Source organism: Mycolicibacterium monacense (genome assembly GCF_010731575.1).
In the GTDB taxonomy this organism is placed as follows: Bacteria; Actinomycetota; Actinomycetes; order Mycobacteriales; family Mycobacteriaceae; genus Mycobacterium; species Mycobacterium monacense.
In genome coordinates this window covers 4,044,162-4,064,039 of record NZ_AP022617.1, presented here as the reverse complement: position 1 = coordinate 4,064,039, position 19,878 = coordinate 4,044,162, and the positions used below count along the sequence as shown (strand labels likewise).

The 19,878-nt window shown below is 68.0% G+C and carries 13 protein-coding genes; 7 read left to right on the top strand and 6 right to left on the bottom strand.

All coding sequences use genetic code 11. The annotated features are described in order from the left end of the window. Positions 1–209 precede the first annotated feature (209 nt). On the top strand, positions 210–389 hold the full coding sequence (locus G6N49_RS19410; protein ID WP_225891786.1) for a hypothetical protein: 180 nt from the start codon (positions 210–212) through the stop codon (positions 387–389). Positions 390–554: 165 nt separating this feature from the next. On the opposite strand, the gene G6N49_RS19405 is transcribed toward G6N49_RS19410, so the two are convergent. Then, positions 555–878: a hypothetical protein gene (locus tag G6N49_RS19405; protein ID WP_011558202.1), complete on the bottom strand. Its 324-nt coding sequence runs from the start codon at positions 876–878 to the stop codon at positions 555–557. A 531-nt stretch (positions 879–1,409) separates the two neighbouring features. Between G6N49_RS19405 and G6N49_RS19400 the strand changes: the two genes are divergently transcribed. Next, positions 1,410–4,409, top strand: a complete 3,000-nt coding sequence (locus tag G6N49_RS19400; protein ID WP_064872206.1) for a PQQ-dependent sugar dehydrogenase — start codon at positions 1,410–1,412, stop codon at positions 4,407–4,409. Between the two features lie 18 nt (positions 4,410–4,427). Here G6N49_RS19400 and G6N49_RS19395 read toward each other — a convergent pair whose 3' ends face one another. Continuing rightward, the gene (locus tag G6N49_RS19395; RefSeq protein WP_064872204.1) at positions 4,428–7,193 is read right to left on the bottom strand and encodes a helix-turn-helix transcriptional regulator; all 2,766 of its coding nucleotides are present in this window, start codon (positions 7,191–7,193) and stop codon (positions 4,428–4,430) included. Positions 7,194–7,355: 162 nt separating this feature from the next. Beyond that, positions 7,356–7,940 carry a MarR family winged helix-turn-helix transcriptional regulator gene (locus G6N49_RS19390; protein WP_011854600.1) on the bottom strand — a complete coding sequence of 195 codons (585 nt, stop codon included), beginning with the start codon at positions 7,938–7,940 and terminating at the stop codon, positions 7,356–7,358. 242 nt (positions 7,941–8,182) lie between these two features. Between G6N49_RS19390 and stpK7 the strand changes: the two genes are divergently transcribed. The 4 genes from stpK7 to G6N49_RS19370 all read left to right on the top strand — a co-directional run bounded on the left by stpK7 (position 8,183) and on the right by G6N49_RS19370 (position 15,020). Further along, positions 8,183–9,997 carry a serine/threonine protein kinase StpK7 gene (stpK7, locus tag G6N49_RS19385; RefSeq protein WP_011854601.1) on the top strand — a complete coding sequence of 605 codons (1,815 nt, stop codon included), beginning with the start codon at positions 8,183–8,185 and terminating at the stop codon, positions 9,995–9,997. A gap of 92 nt (positions 9,998–10,089) precedes the next feature. After that, positions 10,090–11,340 carry a KasA/KasB family beta-ketoacyl-ACP synthase gene (locus G6N49_RS19380; protein WP_011854602.1) on the top strand — a complete coding sequence of 417 codons (1,251 nt, stop codon included), beginning with the start codon at positions 10,090–10,092 and terminating at the stop codon, positions 11,338–11,340. A 73-nt stretch (positions 11,341–11,413) separates the two neighbouring features. After that, complete coding sequence (locus tag G6N49_RS19375) at positions 11,414–13,672, top strand: alpha/beta hydrolase-fold protein (RefSeq protein ID WP_011854603.1); 2,259 nt, start codon at positions 11,414–11,416, stop codon at positions 13,670–13,672. A 4-nt stretch (positions 13,673–13,676) separates the two neighbouring features. After that, a complete protein-coding gene (locus G6N49_RS19370; RefSeq protein WP_083044831.1) occupies positions 13,677–15,020 on the top strand; it encodes a cytochrome P450 in 1,344 nt (447 codons plus the stop codon). On the opposite strand, the gene G6N49_RS19365 is transcribed toward G6N49_RS19370, so the two are convergent. The 3 genes from G6N49_RS19365 to G6N49_RS19355 all read right to left on the bottom strand — a co-directional run bounded on the left by G6N49_RS19365 (position 15,013) and on the right by G6N49_RS19355 (position 18,313). Beyond that, positions 15,013–15,924 (bottom strand): cyclopropane mycolic acid synthase family methyltransferase, encoded by a 912-nt coding sequence (locus G6N49_RS19365; protein ID WP_011854605.1) that lies wholly within the window; start codon positions 15,922–15,924, stop codon positions 15,013–15,015. The two genes, G6N49_RS19370 and G6N49_RS19365, sit on opposite strands and share 8 nt — an antisense overlap. Positions 15,925–15,988: 64 nt before the next feature. Further along, a complete protein-coding gene (locus G6N49_RS19360) occupies positions 15,989–16,921 on the bottom strand; it encodes a cyclopropane mycolic acid synthase family methyltransferase (RefSeq protein WP_011854606.1) in 933 nt (310 codons plus the stop codon). A gap of 219 nt (positions 16,922–17,140) precedes the next feature. Then, entirely contained in the window at positions 17,141–18,313 is a 1,173-nt protein-coding gene (locus tag G6N49_RS19355; protein ID WP_011854607.1) for a N(5)-(carboxyethyl)ornithine synthase, read from the bottom strand. A gap of 347 nt (positions 18,314–18,660) precedes the next feature. Here G6N49_RS19355 and G6N49_RS19350 point away from each other — a divergent pair, with 347 nt between their 5' ends. Next, positions 18,661–19,842 (top strand): glycosyltransferase, encoded by a 1,182-nt coding sequence (locus tag G6N49_RS19350; protein ID WP_011854608.1) that lies wholly within the window; start codon positions 18,661–18,663, stop codon positions 19,840–19,842. Positions 19,843–19,878: the final 36 nt, after the last annotated feature.

Sequence of the window (19,878 nt, the reverse complement as noted above, 5' to 3'; positions counted from 1 at the left end):
GCTTCGATGCGCCGCCCATGGAGATGTGAGGCCGGTTCGGCAAACGGCGACAGGGCCCATCGAGGGGGAGAACATGCGGCGGGCGGAGAAATTGGCTGAGTCGGACGTTCACCGCATAGGCAAATGAGGGACCAGCCCGGCGTTAAGCAGCCAGCGTCAGCCCTCATTCGCCGTCCCGCCCTTTGCGTCGCTGCCAGTCAGGGGTCGATATGAGAGGTCTCCAGGCCACCGTGCTCGCGGCGTGGTTGAACAACCGCGGACAGTGCCAGTGCGGCTTCTTCGGTAAACGGCGCCTGTTGCGCTCATCCGCCGTCGCGGACGTGGTCGCGCACTGCCAGGAATTCGGTCACACGCCGATCGGCGTGCAGCCCATCCTGCGGCTCACGTAAGACGTTCCCCCAGAACGAAGCTTGGCTACCTGCCGCCCCGTCGGCAGGTAGCCAAGCTGTGTGACGTCGCATCCCCCGGGCGACGCACGTGGACTTCGTGCGGCTCGTGCGCCCCCTCGCAGATCGCCCCGAAGTCCTTGTCAATAAAACCAAGTGGCTCGGAATTCAGGAATCGGGGTTTTCCCTACGTTGCTCATATGAGTGCAGGATCCGGGTCCCCACCCTGCCACTCAACCGTTGCGGAGCCAGGCCGGCCTGCTCGCACGTGCGGGACACGAGACCCGGTTCGCAGCCGTCGAACACCCCGTAGAGCACCTCGTCGGAGGGCACGGCGACGGTCAGGACCAGATGGATGTCGGTCCCCTCGGCGCGCATCTGCGCCGCGACCGATTCGATGCGCGCGACGAAGGCGTCGATCAGCTCTTCGGTGAGGTCCGGCAGATACCACTCGGCCAGGCAACCCGACGTCTGAGCGTCGACAGTGAGCATGTTCACACGGTAGAGCGCTTTTACCCTCGACGAATTGGGGAATTCCCTACGTTTCGCGCAGCCTCGGCTGGGTCGGTCAGCGGTACGCCTGTCCAAGATCGGCAATCTATTTGCAAAAGCGAGAACCTTGCCCGAGGTGTGTCCAAGTGTTTTCGATCGGTAGGTCTTTCGCGATCCGAAATAGCTGCGGGTTAAGTATGCGGCTAACGCGGGTCGGCGGCGGGGGCGGTCAGTAATTCGCTATCGAGTTCAACAAGTTGCGATTTACATGGGGTGTTGCCGGTCTCTCGTGGCGGCAGCACATAGCTAAGTTGCCAATTCAACGTTATGCCGACTAGGAACGGGTGGGCGGCGTTGGATAGCTGACAGCCCGGTGATCCGGCTTGGTCGACGCCGCGGGCGGTGACCTACCGGCAAACAAAAAGAACTTGCCTTACGGAAAGGTCAAATTTCCCTCACGCGCGGTGCCATAGTGATCCTCGCGTGCCCTGAGGGGCCGTTCGGACGGGGATTCAAGGGGGCTTTCCAGCGATGACAGCTAACGACCGCAAGGTGACCTCCACTTACGCCAGGTACATCGGGCGGGTCGGTGCGCTTGCGCTCGCGCTCGGTGTCGGGGGAGCCGTGGCAACGACTCCGGGGGTTGCCCGGGCCGAGGACTCCCCGTCGTCGGTGACCGATTCGACCGGCGTCTCGAGTCCGTCGGGCGGTGAGCAAGCGCGGACCACCACGGGCGACGACACCACCCCGGATGACGACCAGTCCGAGATCGTCGACGACGGTGACGCCGAAGACCCCGCCGAGAGCGAGGACGCCGAAGAAAGCGAAGACCTCGCCGAGGACGAAGACCCCGACGAGGGCGAGGACCTCGACGAGCCGGACGGCATCGGTGACCCCCTCGAGCCGGCGCAGCCACCGGCAGAGCCCGTCGAGGAACCCGACGTTCCCGCCGAACCCGCCGTCGAGACGCCGGTCGACACCGGTACGCCCGCGCAGGAAACCGGAGGACCGGCGGGCGACGACGCCGGCCAAGCCGCCGACCCGGCCGACGCCACCGTCATCGATGACGCACCGGCGCCGGACCCGGACGCCGCCGTGCCCGACGTGGACGCGGCGAGTGACGAGTCGACGAGTTCCCGCTCGTACCAAACACTGTCGTTGACCGAAAGCGACGATTCGGCACTGGTCACCTCGGCGCGCACGAAGCTCACCGGTCTGCCGCCCCTGCGGCTGAATCTGCCGACGCCCGAAGAGTTCATCGCGAGCATTCCGGCGCCGGTGGTCACCTGCCTGTGCGGGGTCATCAACACGGTGACGAAGTTCTTCGACAACGTGCTCAAACCGATGCTGGGCGGGGGCGCGGGAGCGGCAGGTCCCGGTCCCGCAGCACCAGGCTCCTCGCCTGCGCTGTGGGCGGTCGCGGCATGGGTCCGGCGACAGGCGACCCAGGCGATCGACGGCTTCCTCGCGTCGCCGCTGGCCACTCCGATCCGGATGTTCGAAAGAGCCGTCTTCGACTTCGGTGGCTCTCCGCAGGGCCGCGCGCTGAGTGCGGCCGTCGTCCAATTCATCGGACAATGCGGGCCGAGTGCCGACCTGCCTGCGGAACTCGACCGCACGGTGGTGGTCTCCGGCCTCACCGAGCCGACCGATTTCAAGATCCTCAACAAGCACGACAAGGACGAGGTCGACCGGATCTTCATCGCCGAGAAGGGCGGTTCGGTCAAGGTCTACAACCCGGAGACCCGAACGGTCACCACGTTGACGGTCATCTCCACGACCACCGGCGGAGAACGGGGCCTCACCGGCATCGAGGTCCATCCGGATTTCTGGCACGAAGACGAATTCGGATACCGCTCCATCTACGTCGCCTACACAGCGGGCGACACCAATCGGGACACCCTCGCGCGACTGATCCTGTCCGACGACATGACCAGGGTCGAGCGCTCCGAGATCCTCATCGAATCGACCGAGAACGCCAACACCTTCCACCACGGCGGCGATCTGTCCTTCGACAACGAAGGTCAGCACCTGTACTGGGTGGTCGGCGACAACACCCAGGGTGTGGTGAATTCACAGAGCCTGAGCAACATTCACGGCAAGGTGCTACGGCTCAACGCCGATGGTTCGGTGCCCGAGGACAATCCGTTCGTCGACGACGATCCCGACACGGCGAGCCCGGCCGACTACATCTACGCCTACGGTTTCCGCAATCCCTTCCGGCTGACCTTCACACCGGACGGGAAGCTGCTCGTCGCCGACGTGGGCGAGTCCAAATGGGAAGAACTCAACCTCGTCGTAAAGGGCGGCAACTACGGCTGGCCGCAGGCCGAGGGCAGCTGCACCGGATGTGCGTCGATCAATCCCATTTACGTGTACGAACATTCGGCACCACCCGTCAGCGGCGGCGCGATCACGTCGGTGACGGTCTTCGACGGCGCCGGATTCCCCGAGGAGTACCGCAACCGGGTGTTCATCGCCGATTACAGCCTGGGCTGGATCCGCGTGCTCGACTTCGACGAACAGTACACCAGCCTGATCAGTGCGAAGACGTTCTGGGGCAACGCCGGTGCGACGGTCAACCTGGCCCAGGGACCCGACGACAACCTCTACCAGCTGACGATCTATCCCGGTGAGCTGTCGATGATCTCGCCGTCCGGCGGCAACCGGGCGCCCACCGCGGTCATCGATGCCTCGCAGACGACGACGGCGGACAAGACGCTGGTCGTCAACTTCTCCGGCCTGCGCTCGTACGACCCCGATGACGACGACACCCTCACCTACCGCTGGGATTTCGGTGACGGCAGCAGCTCCACGGAGGCGACGCCGGTCAACGAGTTCAAGGCCACGGGGTCCTACAGCACCTATACGGTCACCCTGACGGTCAGCGACGGTGAGAAGACGAACACGACCACGCAGAAGATCACGGTGGGCAGTACGCCACCGGTCGCCGAGATCGTGAGCATCCCGTCGTCGTACGACGCCGGTGACACCATCACGTTCACGGGCAGGGGGACGGACGCTCAGGACCGTCCGGACGGTACGCCGCTTCCCGGAACCGCCTACAAGTGGACGGTGGTGTTCCACCACAACGAACACACGCACCCGTTCGCCGACAACCTCGTCGGGGAGACCGCCACCATCACCATCCCGCGGTCACGCGATCAGATCGACGGCACCTTCTACCGCGTGCACCTGACGGTCACCGACAGCAGCGGTCTGTCGAGGACGACGTACAAGGACGTCAATCCCAACCTCGTCGAGCTCACGATCGCCGCGAGCGATCCCGGCGCGCGGTTCAGCATCGACGGGTTGCCGTACACGGGCTCGTACACCGAGCGTGCGGTGGTGGGCGTGGACTACGTGATCAGCGCCCCGACCACACAGACGGTCAACGGCAGGCAGCTGACCTTCGACGGGTGGTCCGACGGTGGCGCGGCGACGCACACGATCCGGGTTCCGGAACAGGCGACGACGTACACCGCGACCTACACGGCCAGTTCCGGGGCGAATCTGGCGCAGGTGGTGTGAGGCCAACGACGTTGCGGGTCAGCGTCCTTCGTCGCCGCTGAGCTCTTCGAGACGGCGCGCGAGCGCGACGCGTCCGCGCACGCCGAGCTTGCGGTAGACACGTCCGAGGTTGGCCTCGACGGTCTTGATGCTGATGAACAGGGTCGCGGCGATGTCGCGGTTGCTGACCCCGGACGCGGCCAGTTCGGCGACACGACGCTCTGACGGGGTGAGGCTCTGATCGCGGGTGGGGCGTACGTTGACCCGGGCCAGCTCGTCGCGTGCGCGTTGCGCCCACAGGACCGTGCCGATGTCCTCGAACGTCCGCAGCGCCTCACGCAGTGTCGCGGCGGCCGCCTCCTTGCGTCGCTGTCTGCGCTGCAGCTGTCCGAGAAGCAGTGCGGTGCGCGCGGTTTCGAAGGGCATCGGCACACGCTCGTGGTGGGCCATCGCCGTGGTGACCGCGGCGACCGCACCGTCGAGGTCACCGCGCGCGGCCAGCTCCATGGCGCGCCCGCGTCCGGCCACCGCCGACAACCACGGGCGGTCGAGGCGCTGGCCGTCGTCCTCGAATCTCTCGATGAGGGACTGCGCATCGGTATGTCGTCCCACCGCCACCAGCGCTTCGACGGCGTCGGGGACGAAGAAGGAACCGAAGATCTCGTTGCCCGGGGTGGCCAGATAGTCGGCCAACAGGGGCTCCAGCGTGGTGAGGGCCTGGGAGTAGTTGCCCAGCGACACCTCGAGGAAGACCAGCACGCCGAGTGGCCACCACGTCATCCGCATGACGCCGCTGCGCCGCGCCATCGCCAGCGCGGTTTCGGCATCGGCGCGCGCTGCGCGGACCCGGCCCGCATAGCCGCCGACGATCGCCCGCATACCCAGCGCCACCAGCCGGGAGTTGTCACCTCCGACCTGTTCGGCGCGCTCGACGGCGTCGTCGGCGTAGGTGGCGGCCTCGTCGAGCCGGCCGCGCCAGAGTTCGACCAGGGTGCCGCTCACCGACAACGCGAGCAGGTCGCGGTCGGCGCCCCGGTCGAGGCTCCCGCGCCGCAGGTCCTGCATCGTGGCGTACGCCTCGTCGAGGCGCCCTGTCCACGAGTCGATCAGGCCGGCTATGGCCCGGGCCCGAAAAGGCAACGGCACCTCGGCATCCGGGTCCTCGTAGTCGAGTGCACGTTGCATGTCCCGGTCGTCGAGACCGAACCCGAACACGAAACGCGTGAAGACCCGCACCGCCAGGGCCTGCCCGATCAACTGGTCCTGACCGGTCTGCTCGGCGATCTCGACCGCGCGTTGGGCATTGCGCAGGGAATCCTCGTGATCACCGGTGTTCGTCTGGGCCATTCCGAGCATCAGCAGGCAGTACACCTGCAGGGTCTGGTCGGACTCGCTGTCGGCGAGTGCTTCGTCGAGCAGTTGTAGTCCGCGCTGGAAGTCGTTGCGGTCCATGACGATTCCGGCGAGTTGCATGGAGGCCATGGCGCGCAGCGGACCGTGCGGCATCCGGGGCAGCGTGGCGGTGAGCAGTTCCCCTGCGCGCCAGCTGTCGCCGGCGGTGAAGTAGTGCGCGGCGGCCTGCAGGCGGCGCAGATCGGTGTCCCCGCCGAGTCGCATCGCGAACTCGAGCAGTTCGGCGGCGGCGGCCGGGGCGCCGCGGGCGCGGGCCGCATCGGCGGCCGCATCGAGGGCGGCCAGCGTGTCGTCGTCTTGGCTGGTCGCCGCGAGTGCCAGGTGGCGGGCCTTCTGCTCCGGTTGGGAGATCACACCCGCGAGCCGCCGGTGCATGTGGCGGCGCCGGGCCGGCCCGGCCTCGGAGTACACGCCCCGCGCCAGCAGAGGGTGGGCGAATCGTATTGTCGTTCCCTCGATCTCGACCAGACCCTGGTCCTCGGCGGCTTCGAGGAGTTCGAGCACGTCCTCGGGGGTCTTCTCGGTGGCGCTGGCCACGAGGTCGACGGTCGGCGCGGCGACGCAGGCGGCGGCGAGTAGGACGTCGCGCACCACCTCGTCGATGCCCTGGATGCGCCGGCGCACGACGTCGGTCAGTGACGGAGGCAGGGCGGGCTCACCCGCGGCGGTCTGCTCTGAGATGGCGCGTGCGAGTTCGAGCGCGTAGAGCGGGTTTCCGCCGGAGGTCTCCGCGATGCGGATCAGGGTGGGTCGCGGGAACGAGCGGCCGAGCCGCTCGCTGAGCATCGCGTGCAGGCCGCCCAGGGTGAGCGGCGCGACGTGGTGGCGGTGCAGCCGGTCGGGGTGGCTCAGCTGCAGCCACTCGGTGTGGTGCCCGGGTTCCTCGCTCAGCTCGGTGAGCAGCAGACCCACCTGGCAGTCCAACCGCCGCGCGACCAGACCGATCACCTCGCGGCTGCACACGTCGACCCACTGCACGTCGTCGATGGCCAGGATCAGGGGTTGGTCGCGGCACAGGATCTCGACAGTGTTCAGGACGGCCGCGGCGGCCACCCGGTGGTCGGTCTGGGGACCGTCGGCATCGCCGCGGATCAGCAGCCGGTCCAGGGCGAGGCGCTGAACTTCGGGAAGGTCCTCGGTGACGGCCGCGTCGACGTCTTCGAGGAGGTCGGCGACCACGGCGTAGGCCAGTGATGTCTCGGCCTGACCCGCGCGCGCGGACAACACGCGGTATCCCCGCCGGCGCGCCTCTTCGATGGCGGTGAGCCACAGCCGGGTCTTACCGATCCCGGCTTCACCTTCGAGGAGTAGTCCGGAGGGCCCGTCGGCGACCGCAGCGAGGAACTCCGCGACGGCTGACCGTCCGGCCGGCGTGTCCCGAACCACGTCCATCGCTTCATGATCGCAAACAGCAAAAGCAATTGCGAAACCGACCCAGGGTATGAAACGGCGAAGCGCGGGTGGTCAGGCCGTATATCCGACGGTTATTTCTTGCAACCGCAAGATCAGTTTCTGCAAACTGTCATCTGCGTCAGTAAGGCGACGTGGGCGGATTCAGTTCGCGGCCCGCAATTGCGGGGCCAGCGCGGCGTTGATGCGGCGGCAGTTCTCCGCCATGGCCGCCGTCTGAGGCCGGCTCAGCGGATCCAGGTAGTGGGCGCGCACGGTCCGGCCGTACACCTCCATCGCCTTCTCGAGCAGCGAGCGCCCCTCGTCGGTGATGGTGGCCAGGACGTAGCGGCCGTCCCGATCGCTGGAGGCGCGGTGCGCGAGGTTGCGGGCCTCCAGCCGGTCGACGCGGCGGCTGACCCGGCTCGGCGTGGACACCAGCGTCTGCGCGAGCGTGCCCATCCGCACCGACCCGGTGGCGGACTTGGCGAGTTCGTGCAGCAGTCGGACGTCTTCGAGGGTGAGCCGGCAGGACTCGTTGAGGTCGTGGTTGAGCTTCGCCTGCAGCCGCAGTGCGGCGTCGAGGTAGTTCTGCCAGGACTTCAGTTCGGCGATGTCGAGACCCGGCATGTCACTCGGGGTACGCCCCGTCGCTGTCACTTGGAAGGTTCCCCTGGTGCCGGCGCGGCGGTGTCCCCCGTCCGCGCGGTGATCGATACTGGTTTGTCGGTCCGCGACCTGCTGTAACACTTCCGCTCCCCTCCGTGCTTCTTGCGGACGACCGGCCGTCCCCCTCGGCTGTTCGTTGCCGCAAGTCTCGGACGCGCGGATGGAGCGAGGAATCAGGGGTTTCCCTACCCTTCACCCAATTTGCCATAAGTTCGGTTTTCCGGCACGTTTGACGTCGGCGTCGATTGAGTGGCGACAACTCCGGCAAAGGTGGGGTAATTTCTCCTCGACACACCGACTGGCCGCTGCCGAGGAGTACAACGGTGGACGCGACACCATTCGGGCACTACCGGCTGCAGAAGCTGATCGGTCGGGGCGGGATGGGCGAGGTCTACCAGGCCTACGACACCCATACGGACCGGGTGGTGGCCTTGAAGGTGCTACCACCGCATCTGGCCCAGGACGCGACGTTCCAGCGCAGGTTCCGGCGTGAGGCGCAGGCCGCCGCGGGTGTGCAGGACCCGCACGTGGTGCCCATCCACAGTTACGGCGAGATCGACGGTCGGCTGTATCTCGACATGCGGCTGATCGAGGGCCGCAACCTCGGCACGATCCTGGAGGGCGCGGACAAGCCGCTGCTGCCGTCCTTTGCCGTGAAGGTCGTCGAACAGGTCGCCACGGCACTCGACGCCGCACATGCGGCCGGGCTGATCCACCGCGACGTCAAACCGTCGAACATCCTCATCACCGACCGCGACTTCGTGTACCTGATCGACTTCGGCCTGGCGCGCAGCGCAGGTGAGCCGGGCATGACGACCGCGGGCAGCACGCTGGGCACGCTGGCCTACATGGCGCCGGAGCGGTTCAACGGCGGCCGGATCGATCCGCGCTCGGACATCTACGCGCTGACCTGCGTGCTCTACGAATGTCTGACCGGGGTGCGGCCGTACCCGGCCGACAGCCTCGAGGAGCAGATCGCGGGTCACATCGTGCGGCCGGTACCGAAACCGTCGGACACCGATCCGCGCCTCGCGGCGTTCGACGAGGTCATCGAACGGGGGATGGCCAAGAAGCCCGAGCGGCGCTACCAGTCCGCGGCGGAGATGGCCGCCGCGGCGCGGCGCGCGCTGACCTCGCCGGTGCGCTGGTCGAGCCGGTCCGGCAGGCATTCCGCACGGTCGGCACGAATCCCGATGCGGCGCAGGCTGCCCCGGCGGGCGGCCGCGGTGACCGGTGTCGTGCTGGTGGTCGTCGCGGTCTCCGGTGCGGTGACCTGGCAGTGGAGCGGGTGGCCCGAACGGACCCGCGCCCCGCGGCAGGTGGTGGTCGCCGAGGACACCCCGACACCGGCGCCGACACCGGGGGCGGTCCCGTCGATCGCGGCGACCGTACCAGCGGACGTCCGCGAATCGGGCCGATTGGTCATCGGTGTGAACGTGCCGTACGCGCCGAACGAGTTCCGCGACGCCTACGGCGACATCGTGGGGTTCGACGTCGACCTGATGAAGGCGGTGGCGCGGACGCTGGGGCTGGTGCCCGAATTCCGCGAGACCGCCTTCGAGAGCGTGATCCCGTCGGTGCAGTCCGGGGCATTCACGCTGGGCATGTCGTCGATCACCGACACCCTCGAACGTGAGAAGGCGGTCGACTTCGTGACGTACCTGGAGGCGGGCACGCTGTGGGCGCAGCGGGCGGGCTCGGAGGTGGTCGACCCGTCGAACGCGTGCGGGCTGCGGGTCGGCGTGGCGTACAGCGTGATTCAGGAGACCGACGAGCTGCCCGCCAAGAGCGAGGCGTGCGTGGCGGCGGGCCGCGAACCGATCCGGAAGGTCGTGTTCACCGAACAGGACGACGTCACCGCGGCGCTGCTGGCCGGCGAGGTGGACGCGATGTCGGCGGACTCACCGGTGACCGGATTCGCGATCAAGACCTCCGGCGGCGCGCTGGAGCCGGCGGGGGAGGTGTTCGACTCCGCGCCCTACGGGTGGCCGGTGGCCAAGGGGTCGGCGCTGGCGGAGTCGCTGCGCCAGGCGCTCGAACACGTGATGGCCACCGGCGAGTACCGCACGATCGCCACGATGTGGGGTGTGGAGAAGGGGATGATCGCCACGCCGGTGGTCAACGGCGCGGTGCGCTGATTCCCGTGCCGGGGGCCGAAAGCCGCGGCGGCGCAGCGTAACCTCTGGGGGACACTCAACGTCGTCGAGGAGCAGTGGAGGATTCCGCAGGCATGGCCAAGTTGAGAACCGGCAGCGGATTCGGCGATGTGGTGGTGACCGCGGTCGCCTCCACCACGGCGGTGGCACCCGACGCCGAGGACACCTGGCAGCAGTTGCTGGCGGGCCACAGCGGTATCCGCGCGCTGGACTCCTGGTTCGTCGACGAACTCGACTCGCCGGTGCGCATCGGCGGGCAGCTGCGGGAGAACTTCGACGCCTACCTCAACCGTGTCGAGCTGCGCCGGCTGGCGTACATGCAGAAGATGTCGACGGTGCTGGGCCGCCGGTTGTGGGAGGCGGCGGGCACGCCCGACATCGACCCGCGGCGGCTGATGGTGTCGATCGGACTCGCGCTCGGCTCCACCGAGGAGATCCCGGCGCAGTACGACGACTGGCGGCAGAAGGGTCTGCGCGCGGTGTCGCCGCTGGCGGTGCAGATGTACATGCCCAACGCCCCGGCCGCCGCGGTCGGACTGGACCGGCAGGCCAAGGGCGGCATCATCTCTCCGGTGATGGCCGACGCGTCGGGGGCGGCCGCCATCGCCCAGGCGTGGCGCCAGATCGTGCTCGGCGAGGTCGAGATGGCGATCTGCGGCGGGGTGGAGACCAAGATCGAGGCGGTCCCGGTGGGCGCGTTCACGCGGTTGGGTCTGTTGTCCACCAACAACGACGATCCGGCCGGTGCGTGCCGCCCATTCGACAAGGACCGCGACGGCATGGTGCTCGGTGAGGGCGGCGCGCTGCTGCTCATCGAGACCGAGGAGAACGCCAAGGCGCGCGGCGCGACGATCCTCGGCCGGATCATGGGCGCGGCGATGACCTCGGACGGCTACGACATCGTCGAACCGGATCCGAGCGGGGTGCCCGCCGGCGACGCGATCCGGCACGCGGTCGATCTGGCCGGCCTCGAGCCGTCCGACGTCGACCTGGTCAATGCCCACGCCACCGGTACGGCGTTCGGCGACGTGGCCGAGGGATGCGCCATCCGGCACGCGCTGGGTGCGCACCGTCCGGCGGTCTACGCACCCAAAGCGGCGCTGGGGCATTCGCTCGGCGCGGCCGGCGCCGTCGAGGCGGTGTTGACGGTCCAGGCGTTGCGCGACGGGGTGGTGCCGCCGACGCTCAACGTGCAGCATCTCGACGCCGACATCGACCTCGACGTCGTCACAGGTGAGCCCCGAAGCGGCGACTTCCGTTATGCGGTCAGCAACTCGTTCGGCCTCGGCGGGCACAACATCGTGCTGGTGTTCGGCGCGTACTGAGCCGCGGCGTCTGATTCACACGTCTCATCCGAAGCGCCCGCCATAAGCGGACTTTCGCCTTAACGTCGGGCCGGTGTCGTTGATCTCCACCGCCCTGCTTCCGCTGCGTATCGCGCGCCGCGTCGCCGAGGCCGTCAAGAACGCGGTCGTCGCCGCCGCGCCGTCCCCGCCGGACCTCGTCGTGATCGACGGGATGCCCGAGGGGGTGCCGCCGGCGGCGCTGCAGCGCGAGCCCGCCCTGCCGGTGCCGGCCGGCTGGCCGTTCGGCGAGGACTTCCCCCGCACGTGCGGGACGGGCCGCTTCGCGGGTGGGGCGCTGTTCTGGACCGATTTCCTCTACGACGACCACGGCGCCTCGGGTGTCCCCGTCAGCGTGCCCACCGGGGGCGCACCGCCGCGCGGCACCTACATCTATCCGGACGGGCCCGCGGCCCGCAACGGCGCGGACATCTTCCGGGTGGCGATCGGGCTGAGCACGACCGACACGTGGTGGCGGATCGACTGGAACACTCTGTTGGACAAGACGATTCCGGTCGGCCTGTTCACCTTCGACACCGACCGCGGCACCTCGGCGACCAACGAGTGGCCGGCGAACGCGGGTGTGCGTTCCACCGGTATCGACCTGGCGCTGCTGATCTCCGGGACCGGATCGTGGTTGATCGACCTGACCACCGGCACGCGCACCGCGGTCGAACACCGGGTCGACATGGAATCGCGGTCGTTCCTGGCGACGGTGCCCCGCGCGCTCGTCGAGCCCACCGGCACGTGGACGGTGCGGTTGGCCGCCGGGTTGGCCAACGAGGCGGGTGACGGGTTCGCGGAGGTGCCGTTCGTCCGCGGCGCCGGACCCGGTCAGCCCAACGTCTACAACCTCGCGTTCCGCACCCGCGAACAGGAGAAGGTGCCGCTGAACTTCTGGTCGGATCAGGCCCAGGCCGACGCCCTCGAAGACGGTGACGTATCGCAGTTCTCGGTGGCGGTGCCATGGGATCAGCTGGCCGGGCGGCGGACCGATCCGGAACAGGTGGTGACCGGGACGTCCACCCGCTGGTATGTGTCGTCGGTCGAACTGGGGCAGGGGGTCGGCCCGGGCAACATCCTCGACACCGAACCCCAGTTCCTGGGCCGGGTGCAGCCGTATTCGGTGTGCGTGCCCGCGACGTACGCTCGGGGCCGGCGGCTCCCGCTGACGCTGATGCTGCACTCGCTGGCGCTCGGGCAGAACCAGTACGCCGCGTTCGACCCGAAGCTGCTGCACGAGGTGTGCGACGGACGCAACTCGATCGTCGTGACACCGCTGGCGCGCGGCCCGGCGTGCTGGTACTTCGACGAGGGCGAACTCGACGTGTGGGAGGTGTTCTCCCGGGTCGTCGAACAGCTCGGCGCCGACCCGAACCGCACGGTCGTCTCGGGATACTCGATGGGCGGATACGGCACGTACAAGCTGGGCCTGAGCTATCCGGAGGTGTTCGCCCAAGCGGTCGTGCTCGCCGGCCCGCCGACGTGCGGGGTGCGGCTGGTGCGCGGGGTCGAGGCGCCGGCCGACTTCGACCCGACGTCGCACTGCGCGCGGGAGGGCGACACGTTCCGGCTGCTCGGCAACGCGCGGTGGCTGCCGTTCGTCATCGCCCACGGCGGACTGGACCAGTTGGTGCCGTTCCCGGGGATCGTGCAGCAGGTCCTTGAGCTCGACCGGCTGGGTTACCGGTACCGGTTCGCGACGTATCCGGTCGAGGACCACATCGCGTTCCTGCTCAAGGACGACTTCGACGATCCGATCGCACACATGGGAACCGGTCTGCGACAACCGGATCCGGGCCACATCACGTTCTCGTGGTATCCGCAGCTGGTGCGTGAGGACCTCGGCATCGGACCGCACCGGGTGTGGTGGGTGTCGGAGCTGCGCGCCGCCGACGACGTGAAGGTCGAGCGCGGGAAGCTGGCCACCGTCGACGCCAGGTCCTACGCCCGGCCCGACCGGACCCGCACCATCAAGCGCCGCCGCGGGGTGATCCCCGACTTCGACCCGACGCCCGGTCTGTTCACCGAGATGACGTGGGAGCTGGGGGACGAGGTCGCCCCGATGCCGTGGCTGACGCTGGAGTTGAACGGCGTCGCCGGTCTCGCGGTGGACGTCGTGCGGGCGGGGCTGGCGCCGTTGGCGCGGTCGACGATCGCGGTCGCCACCGACCGCCCGGTGCAGATCCGGCTCGCGGCCCTGCCGCCGGGGATGACCGTCGAGTTGGACGGACGACAGGTCGGTGCGGTGGTCGACGTCCCCGCCGGCCGCTACCGCATCACGCTCGCAGCGGACAATGGGAGCCGGAGGTGATGACATGACCCTTCCCCGGACCCGTGCGATCGCGGCCCTGCCACCCGGACCGCGGCTGCACCCATCGGTGCAGACAGTTCTGCTGATGCGGTCCTGGTCGCGGTTCGTCGCGGCCTGTCGTCGTCGGTACGGTCCGGTCTTCACGCTGCGGATCTCGTCGATCGGCACGATGGTCTACCTGGCCGACCCGGCCGACATCAAGACGGTGTTCGCCGGCGACCCGCGGGTGTACCACGCCGGTGAGGCGAACGCGATGCTGCGCGGATTGCTCGGCGACACTTCGGTTCTCGTGATCGACGACGACGTGCACCGGGACCGGCGCCGGCTCATGATGGCGCCGTTCCACCGGGAGGCGGTCGCCCGGCAGGTCGAGGTGATGACCGAGATCGCCGCGGACAACGTTTCACGCTGGCCGGTCGGCGAGGTGTTCCCGGTGGCCCCGAAGATGTCAGAGATCACGCTCGAGGTGATCCTGCGGACGGTGATCGGCGCCAGCGATCCTGCGCGGTTGGCGGCGTTGCGCGCGATCATGCCGAAACTACTGCAGGTGACGCCGTGGACGACACCGGCGTTGGCCAACCCGGGGCTGCAGCGGCTGCCGCTGTGGCGGTCGCTGCGGGAGCGCATCGAGGAGGCGGACCGGCTGCTGTACGCGGAGATCGCCGAGCGTCGCGCGGATCCGGAGCTGCGGTGGCGCACCGATGTCCTCGCGATGCTGGTGCGCAGCGCCGGCGAGGACGGCCGCACGATGACCGACCGCGAGCTGCGCGATCAGCTGATGACGCTGCTGGTGGCGGGCCACGACACCACCGCCACCGGGTTGTCCTGGGCGCTGGAGCGGTTGACCCGGCATCCAGCGGTCCTCACCGCGGCGGTGCGGGCGGCGGACCGCAGCGCGGCGGGGGACCCGTCGGGCGACGAGTACCTCGACGCGGTCGTCAAGGAGGCGCTGCGGATCCGGCCGGTGGTCTTCGACGTGGGGCGCGTGCTGACCGAACCGACGGAGGTCGCGGGTTACCGGCTGCCGGCGGGAGTGATGGTCGTGCCGGGGATCGGCCTGGTGCACGACGACCCCGCGGTCTATCCCGAGCCGGACCGCTTCGACCCCGATCGGATGCTCGGAGCGTCGCTGACTCCGACCACGTGGCTGCCGTTCGGCGGAGGCAACCGCCGTTGTCTCGGCGCGACGTTCGCGATGGTCGAGATGCGGGTCGTCCTGCGCGAGATCCTGCGCCGCGCCGAGCTGTGCACCACCACGGCACCCGGCGAACGCCGCCGCGTCAAGCACGTGATCATGGTGCCGGCGCGCGGCGCCCGCGTCCGCGTCCGGGCGATGCGACCTACTTGACCAGCGTGAACTGCTCGACGTAGCTGACGTTGCGGTTGAAGAAGTCCGCGCAGCCCAGCAGGTACTTCATGTACCGGTCGTAGACCTCTTCGCTGGTCACCGCGATCGCCTGGTCGCGATGAGCCTCCAGGGCCTGGGCCCAGGTGTTCAGCGTCCGGACGTAGCTGGCGGTGAGGTCGTCGCGTTCGGCGACGGAAAACCCTGCCGCCGTGGAGTATTCGATGACGTCCTCGTCGCACGGCACCGAACCGCCGGGGAAGATCTCCTTGGCGATGAACCGCATGAACCGCAGATCGGTCATGGTGATCGGCACACCCAGCTCCGGCCAGCGCTTGAGCGGGTGACCCATGATCGTCTGCAGCACCATGCGGCCGTCGGCGGGCATGATGCGGTGGCACAGATCGAAGAACGCCTTGTAGCGCTCCTTCGGGAACGCCTCGAACGCCTCGATGCTGACGATGCGGTCGACGGGCTGCTCGAACTCCTCCCAGCCGCGCAGCATGACCTGACGCGACCGGGAGGTGTCGATGCCGTCGAGGACCTGCTGACCCAGCGACCGCTGATTCTTGCTCAGGGTGAGGCCGATGACGTTGACGTCGTACTTCTCGACCGCGCGCTTCATCATCGCGCCCCAGCCGCAGCCCACGTCGAGCAGAGTCATACCGGGATGCAGGTCGAGCTTGCCGAGCGCCAGGTCGATCTTGGCCAGCTGCGCCTCTTCCAGCGTCATGTCGTCACGCTCGAAGAAGGCGGAGCTGTACGTCCGCGTCGGGTCCTGCCAGAGCCCGAAGAACTCGTTGGAGATGTCGTAGTGGGCCTGAACGTCCTCGTAGGCCACCTTCATGGTGGCCGTCGAAGTCTCCGTCGAGGTTGTTGTCGAGCCCCCCGACCCGCTGTCCGTCATCTGCGTTGTCCTCCGTTGTCCTGAAAACCGATCTTGAACTCTATACGCAGATTGCCTAGCTGTGCTAAACGGGTGCCTTCTCGAGCGTGAACTGCGCGACGTCGGTGTAGCCCTCGCGGAACAGGTCGGCGCAGCCGTCGAGGTACTTGAGGAAGCGCTCGTAGATCACCTCGTTGGTGATCTCGATGGCCTCGTCCTTGCGTGCCTCGAGGTTGCGCGCCCAGGTGTCGAGGGTCTTGACGTAGTGCTCCTGCAGGTGCTGCTCGCGGGTCACGGTGTAGCCGGCCTTGACGGCGTGCTCCTTGACCATCGAGGCCAGCGGCAGACGGCCACCGGGGTAGATCTCGTCCATGATGAACTTGATGAACCGCACGCGCGACATCGTCAGCGGCAGCCCCTTGGCCTTGATCTCCTCATCCTCCGGGATGATGATCGTGTGCAGCATCTGCACGCCGTCCTCGGGCATCCAGTCGAAGGTCTTCTTGAAGTAGTCGTCGTACTTGTTGAAGCCGAAGTGCTCGAAGGCGCCGATCGACACGATCCGGTCGACCTGGCCGTTGAAGTCCTCCCACGGCTGCAGCCGGACCTCCATCTTGCGGTCGCTCTTCGAGTTGGCGAACCAGTGCTCCTCGATGTGGCGCTTCTGGTTCTCCGAGAGCGTCAGGCCGATGACGTTGACGTCGTACTTCTCGACGGCCCGCATGATCGTGGCGCCCCAGCCGCAGCCGATGTCGAGCAGCGTCATGCCCGGCTTCAGGCCGAGCTTGCCCAGTGACAGGTCGATCTTGGCCATCTGGGCCTGTTCGAGGGTGTAGTCGTCCTTCTCGAAGTAGGCGCAGCTGTAGACCTGGTTCGGGTCCTGCCACAGCTTGAAGAATTCATTGGAGATGTCGTAATGGAACTGGACTTCGCCCTTGTCGGAGCCGCGGGTCTGCGAAGCCGACTTAGACAGCCACTGGGACTCTGCCTTGGGTGCTGCACTCGATGTATCTGCCACTGTCCGTCCTGGTGAAGTTGCTATATGGGCTGAACACTTCGGTGCCTGCTGCTCGACACGGTGCCGAGACTACGCCTGCCGTCAATTGATCAACGCGCTATGTCGCCACTATGTCTGGCACTTCTCAGGAATGCCAATCGTGATCGGAGGGCGCAAATCCGACCCTTCCGGGAAGCTAACGGAGCCCTCTTGACGAGGCAATAAGTTACCGCGGGTTCTTCACCGGTCTTCGGGTGCCAGCAATGGGTGTGGGTAACCCGGGGCGCGGTGCTGGAAGTCGAGGATCGCGGGGTTGAGCACGGCGCCGTCGCGGATCTCGATGGCCCGCGAGATCGTGGCGCTCTCCGCCCAGGCGGCGGGGCCGGCGAGGACGGTCTCGAGGTGGGGCAGCAGCGCCTCGCTGATCTCCCAGGTCGCCGAGTTCCACAGATACGACGGACTGTGGTCGACGGCGTAGTAGAGCAGTCCGTTGTCCATCGTGACGGCCGGTTCGCGGAACGTGGTGGGCCGCGACCAGCTGAACCCCATGCCGACGTCGCACGAGACGTCGATGAGCAGGCTGCCGGGCGCAAAGGCCGGCAGATCGTCGGTGGTGAGGAAGATCAGCGGCGCCGACGGGTTCTGCAGGACGCAGTTGACGACGATGTCGTGGCCGGCGAGGAACTGCTCGAGCGGGAGGTTGTCGTCCTCGGGCGTGTCGGCCCAGCTGCGGCCATCCTCATCCTGACCCATCTGCACGATCCGGGTGCCGGGGATGGGGGAGCCGACGGCCGCGACCTCGCGGGTGGTCAGCACCCGCACGTCGTCGACGCCGTGGGCGTTGAGCGCGGTGACCGCACCGCGGGCGGTGGCGCCGAAGCCGATGACGGCGGCGCGCAGCCGCCGGCCGTAGCTGCCGGTGATCCCGGCCAGCTGCATGGCGTGCAGCACCGAGCAATATCCGGCGAGTTCGTTGTTCTTGTGGAAGACGTGCAGGCCGAAGCCGCCGTCGGACTTCCAGTGGTTCATCGCCTCGAACGCGATCAGCGTGAGGCGACGGTCGATGGCGACCTGCGTCAGCGCGGCGTCCTGCACGCAATGTGGCCAACCCCAGACGATCTGTCCCTCGCACATCGCCGAGAGATCCTCGGCCTGCACCTTGGGCAGCAGGATGACCCCGCACTCGTCGATCAGTTCTTCGCGCGTGCGGATCCCGCCGACCAACTCAGCGAGCGCGTCGTCGGTGACGCCGAAGTCCGATCCGTAACCGGTCTCGAGGAAGATCCGATCGCGCAGTTCAGGGGCGATCCTGCTCAGGTGTGCCGGGTGGACCGGCAGCCGGCGTTCGTCCGGTTTCCGCGAGCGGGCCAGGACGCCGAGCGAAAGAGGTTCTGTGTCAGTGCTTCTTGTCATTGAAGAGGGCGTCGGCGGACGAGAGCTTCGCGGAGGACTTGGCGTGCTTGACGGCCCGCTTCTCCTTGAGGCTCTTGCCGGATTTCTTGCTCATGGTTTGTCGGGGGGACTTGTCAGACATTGTCGGCCCTTTGAATTGGGGGCCTGGATGGTCCCGATGCACCGACTCTACCGCGCATCGGTGCGCGGCGGGGAACGACTGTCGACCCGGATGCGCTGCGAGGTGTAGCGTCGAAGGAGTTGGGAGCCCAGCCAGTCCGGACCGGGTCAGCCGTCCGCTGCTGATCTCGCAGAGCATCCGCTCGCATCGCGCTGCGCCGGTAATCAACCGCGAGTCGGGACCACCTTTGACTGCTTTATCTGACGTTTTGTCGCAACGTGTTTCGCGTACCCCGAGTTTCGGTGTGCTCAGCACCTACGCGCCGACGCCCTGTGGGGTCGCGGCGTTCAGTGGGGCGTTGTGCGACGGGTTGAACGAACTCGGCGCCGACGTCGGAGTGGTCCGGGTCGCGGCTGACGCCGGTGCCGTCGCTGCCGCCGATAGCATCGTGGACTCGACGGATCCGCGCGTGGTCGGAGAGCTGGCCGACGGTTCGGCGCAGAGGTGCGCGGCGCTGCTCAACCGGTACGACGTGGCGTTTATCCAGTACCAGTACGGCATCTACGGCGGCGCCGCCGGTGAGCACGTGCTCGACATCCTCGACCGACTGGACGTCCCGTCGATCGTGGTGGCCCACACGATCCCGAAGGCCCCGAGTGTCCAACAGCGTGCGGTGCTCGAGGCGATCATCGCCAAGGCAGACCGCGTCGTGGTGATCTCCGATGCCGCGCACGCACGACTGCGCCTGAGCTACAACGTGGATCACGACAAGATCAGCACCATCCCGCACGGGGTCACGCTGCCGCGCGGCGCCGCGCCGAAGCGTGCAGGGCGGCCCACGCTGCTCACCTGGGGCCAGATCGGGCCCGGCAAGGGTATCGAGCGGGTCATCGACGCGATGCCCTCGCTGAGCGACGTTCCGGGCCGGCCGCAGTATCTCGTTGTCGGACAATCAGATCCGCGCATCTCCGCCGAGGAGGGCCAGGCCTACCGGCAGTCCTGCGTCGAGCGCGCCCAGCGGCTCGGTGTGGCGGACTCGGTGCGCTTCGACGACTGCTACCGCAGCCAGACGGCGCTGACGGCGATCGCCCGTTCGGCGGCCGCGGTGGTGCTGCCCTACGACTCGACCGACCAGGCGGCCTCCGGTGTGCTCGCCCAGGCGGTCGCCAGCGGCCGACCGGTCGTGGCCACCGCCTTCCCGCACGCCGTCGAATTGCTCGGCACCGGAGCGGGAATCATCGTCGACCACGACGATCCGGCCGCGCTGGCGACGGCGTTGCGTCGGGTGCTCACCCAGCCGCGCCTGGCCGGTGAGATGGCGGGTGAGGGCCGCCGCCTCGCGCCGACGATGGCATGGCCCGTGGTGAGCGCGAGCTACCTGCGCCTGGCGCAGAAGATGCTCACCGGACGTTCGGCGCTGGTCTACTAGCCGCTCTCGGACCGAAACGCCCGCACAGGGCGTACT

Bases quoted from the DNA above. Each gene is read 5' to 3' on its own strand.
- G6N49_RS19380 (WP_011854602.1), top strand. From the start codon at position 10,090: ATGGCCAAGTTGAGAACCGGCAGCGGATTCGGCGATGTGGTGGTGACC.
- G6N49_RS19410 (WP_225891786.1), top strand. From the start codon at position 210: ATGAGAGGTCTCCAGGCCACCGTGCTCGCGGCGTGGTTGAACAACCGC.
- G6N49_RS19395 (WP_064872204.1), bottom strand. From the start codon at position 7,193: ATGGACGTGGTTCGGGACACGCCGGCCGGACGGTCAGCCGTCGCGGAG.
- G6N49_RS19355 (WP_011854607.1), bottom strand. From the start codon at position 18,313: ATGACAAGAAGCACTGACACAGAACCTCTTTCGCTCGGCGTCCTGGCC.
- G6N49_RS19370 (WP_083044831.1), top strand. From the start codon at position 13,677: ATGACCCTTCCCCGGACCCGTGCGATCGCGGCCCTGCCACCCGGACCG.
- G6N49_RS19405 (WP_011558202.1), bottom strand. From the start codon at position 878: ATGCTCACTGTCGACGCTCAGACGTCGGGTTGCCTGGCCGAGTGGTAT.
- G6N49_RS19365 (WP_011854605.1), bottom strand. From the start codon at position 15,924: ATGACGGACAGCGGGTCGGGGGGCTCGACAACAACCTCGACGGAGACT.
- G6N49_RS19400 (WP_064872206.1), top strand. From the start codon at position 1,410: ATGACAGCTAACGACCGCAAGGTGACCTCCACTTACGCCAGGTACATC.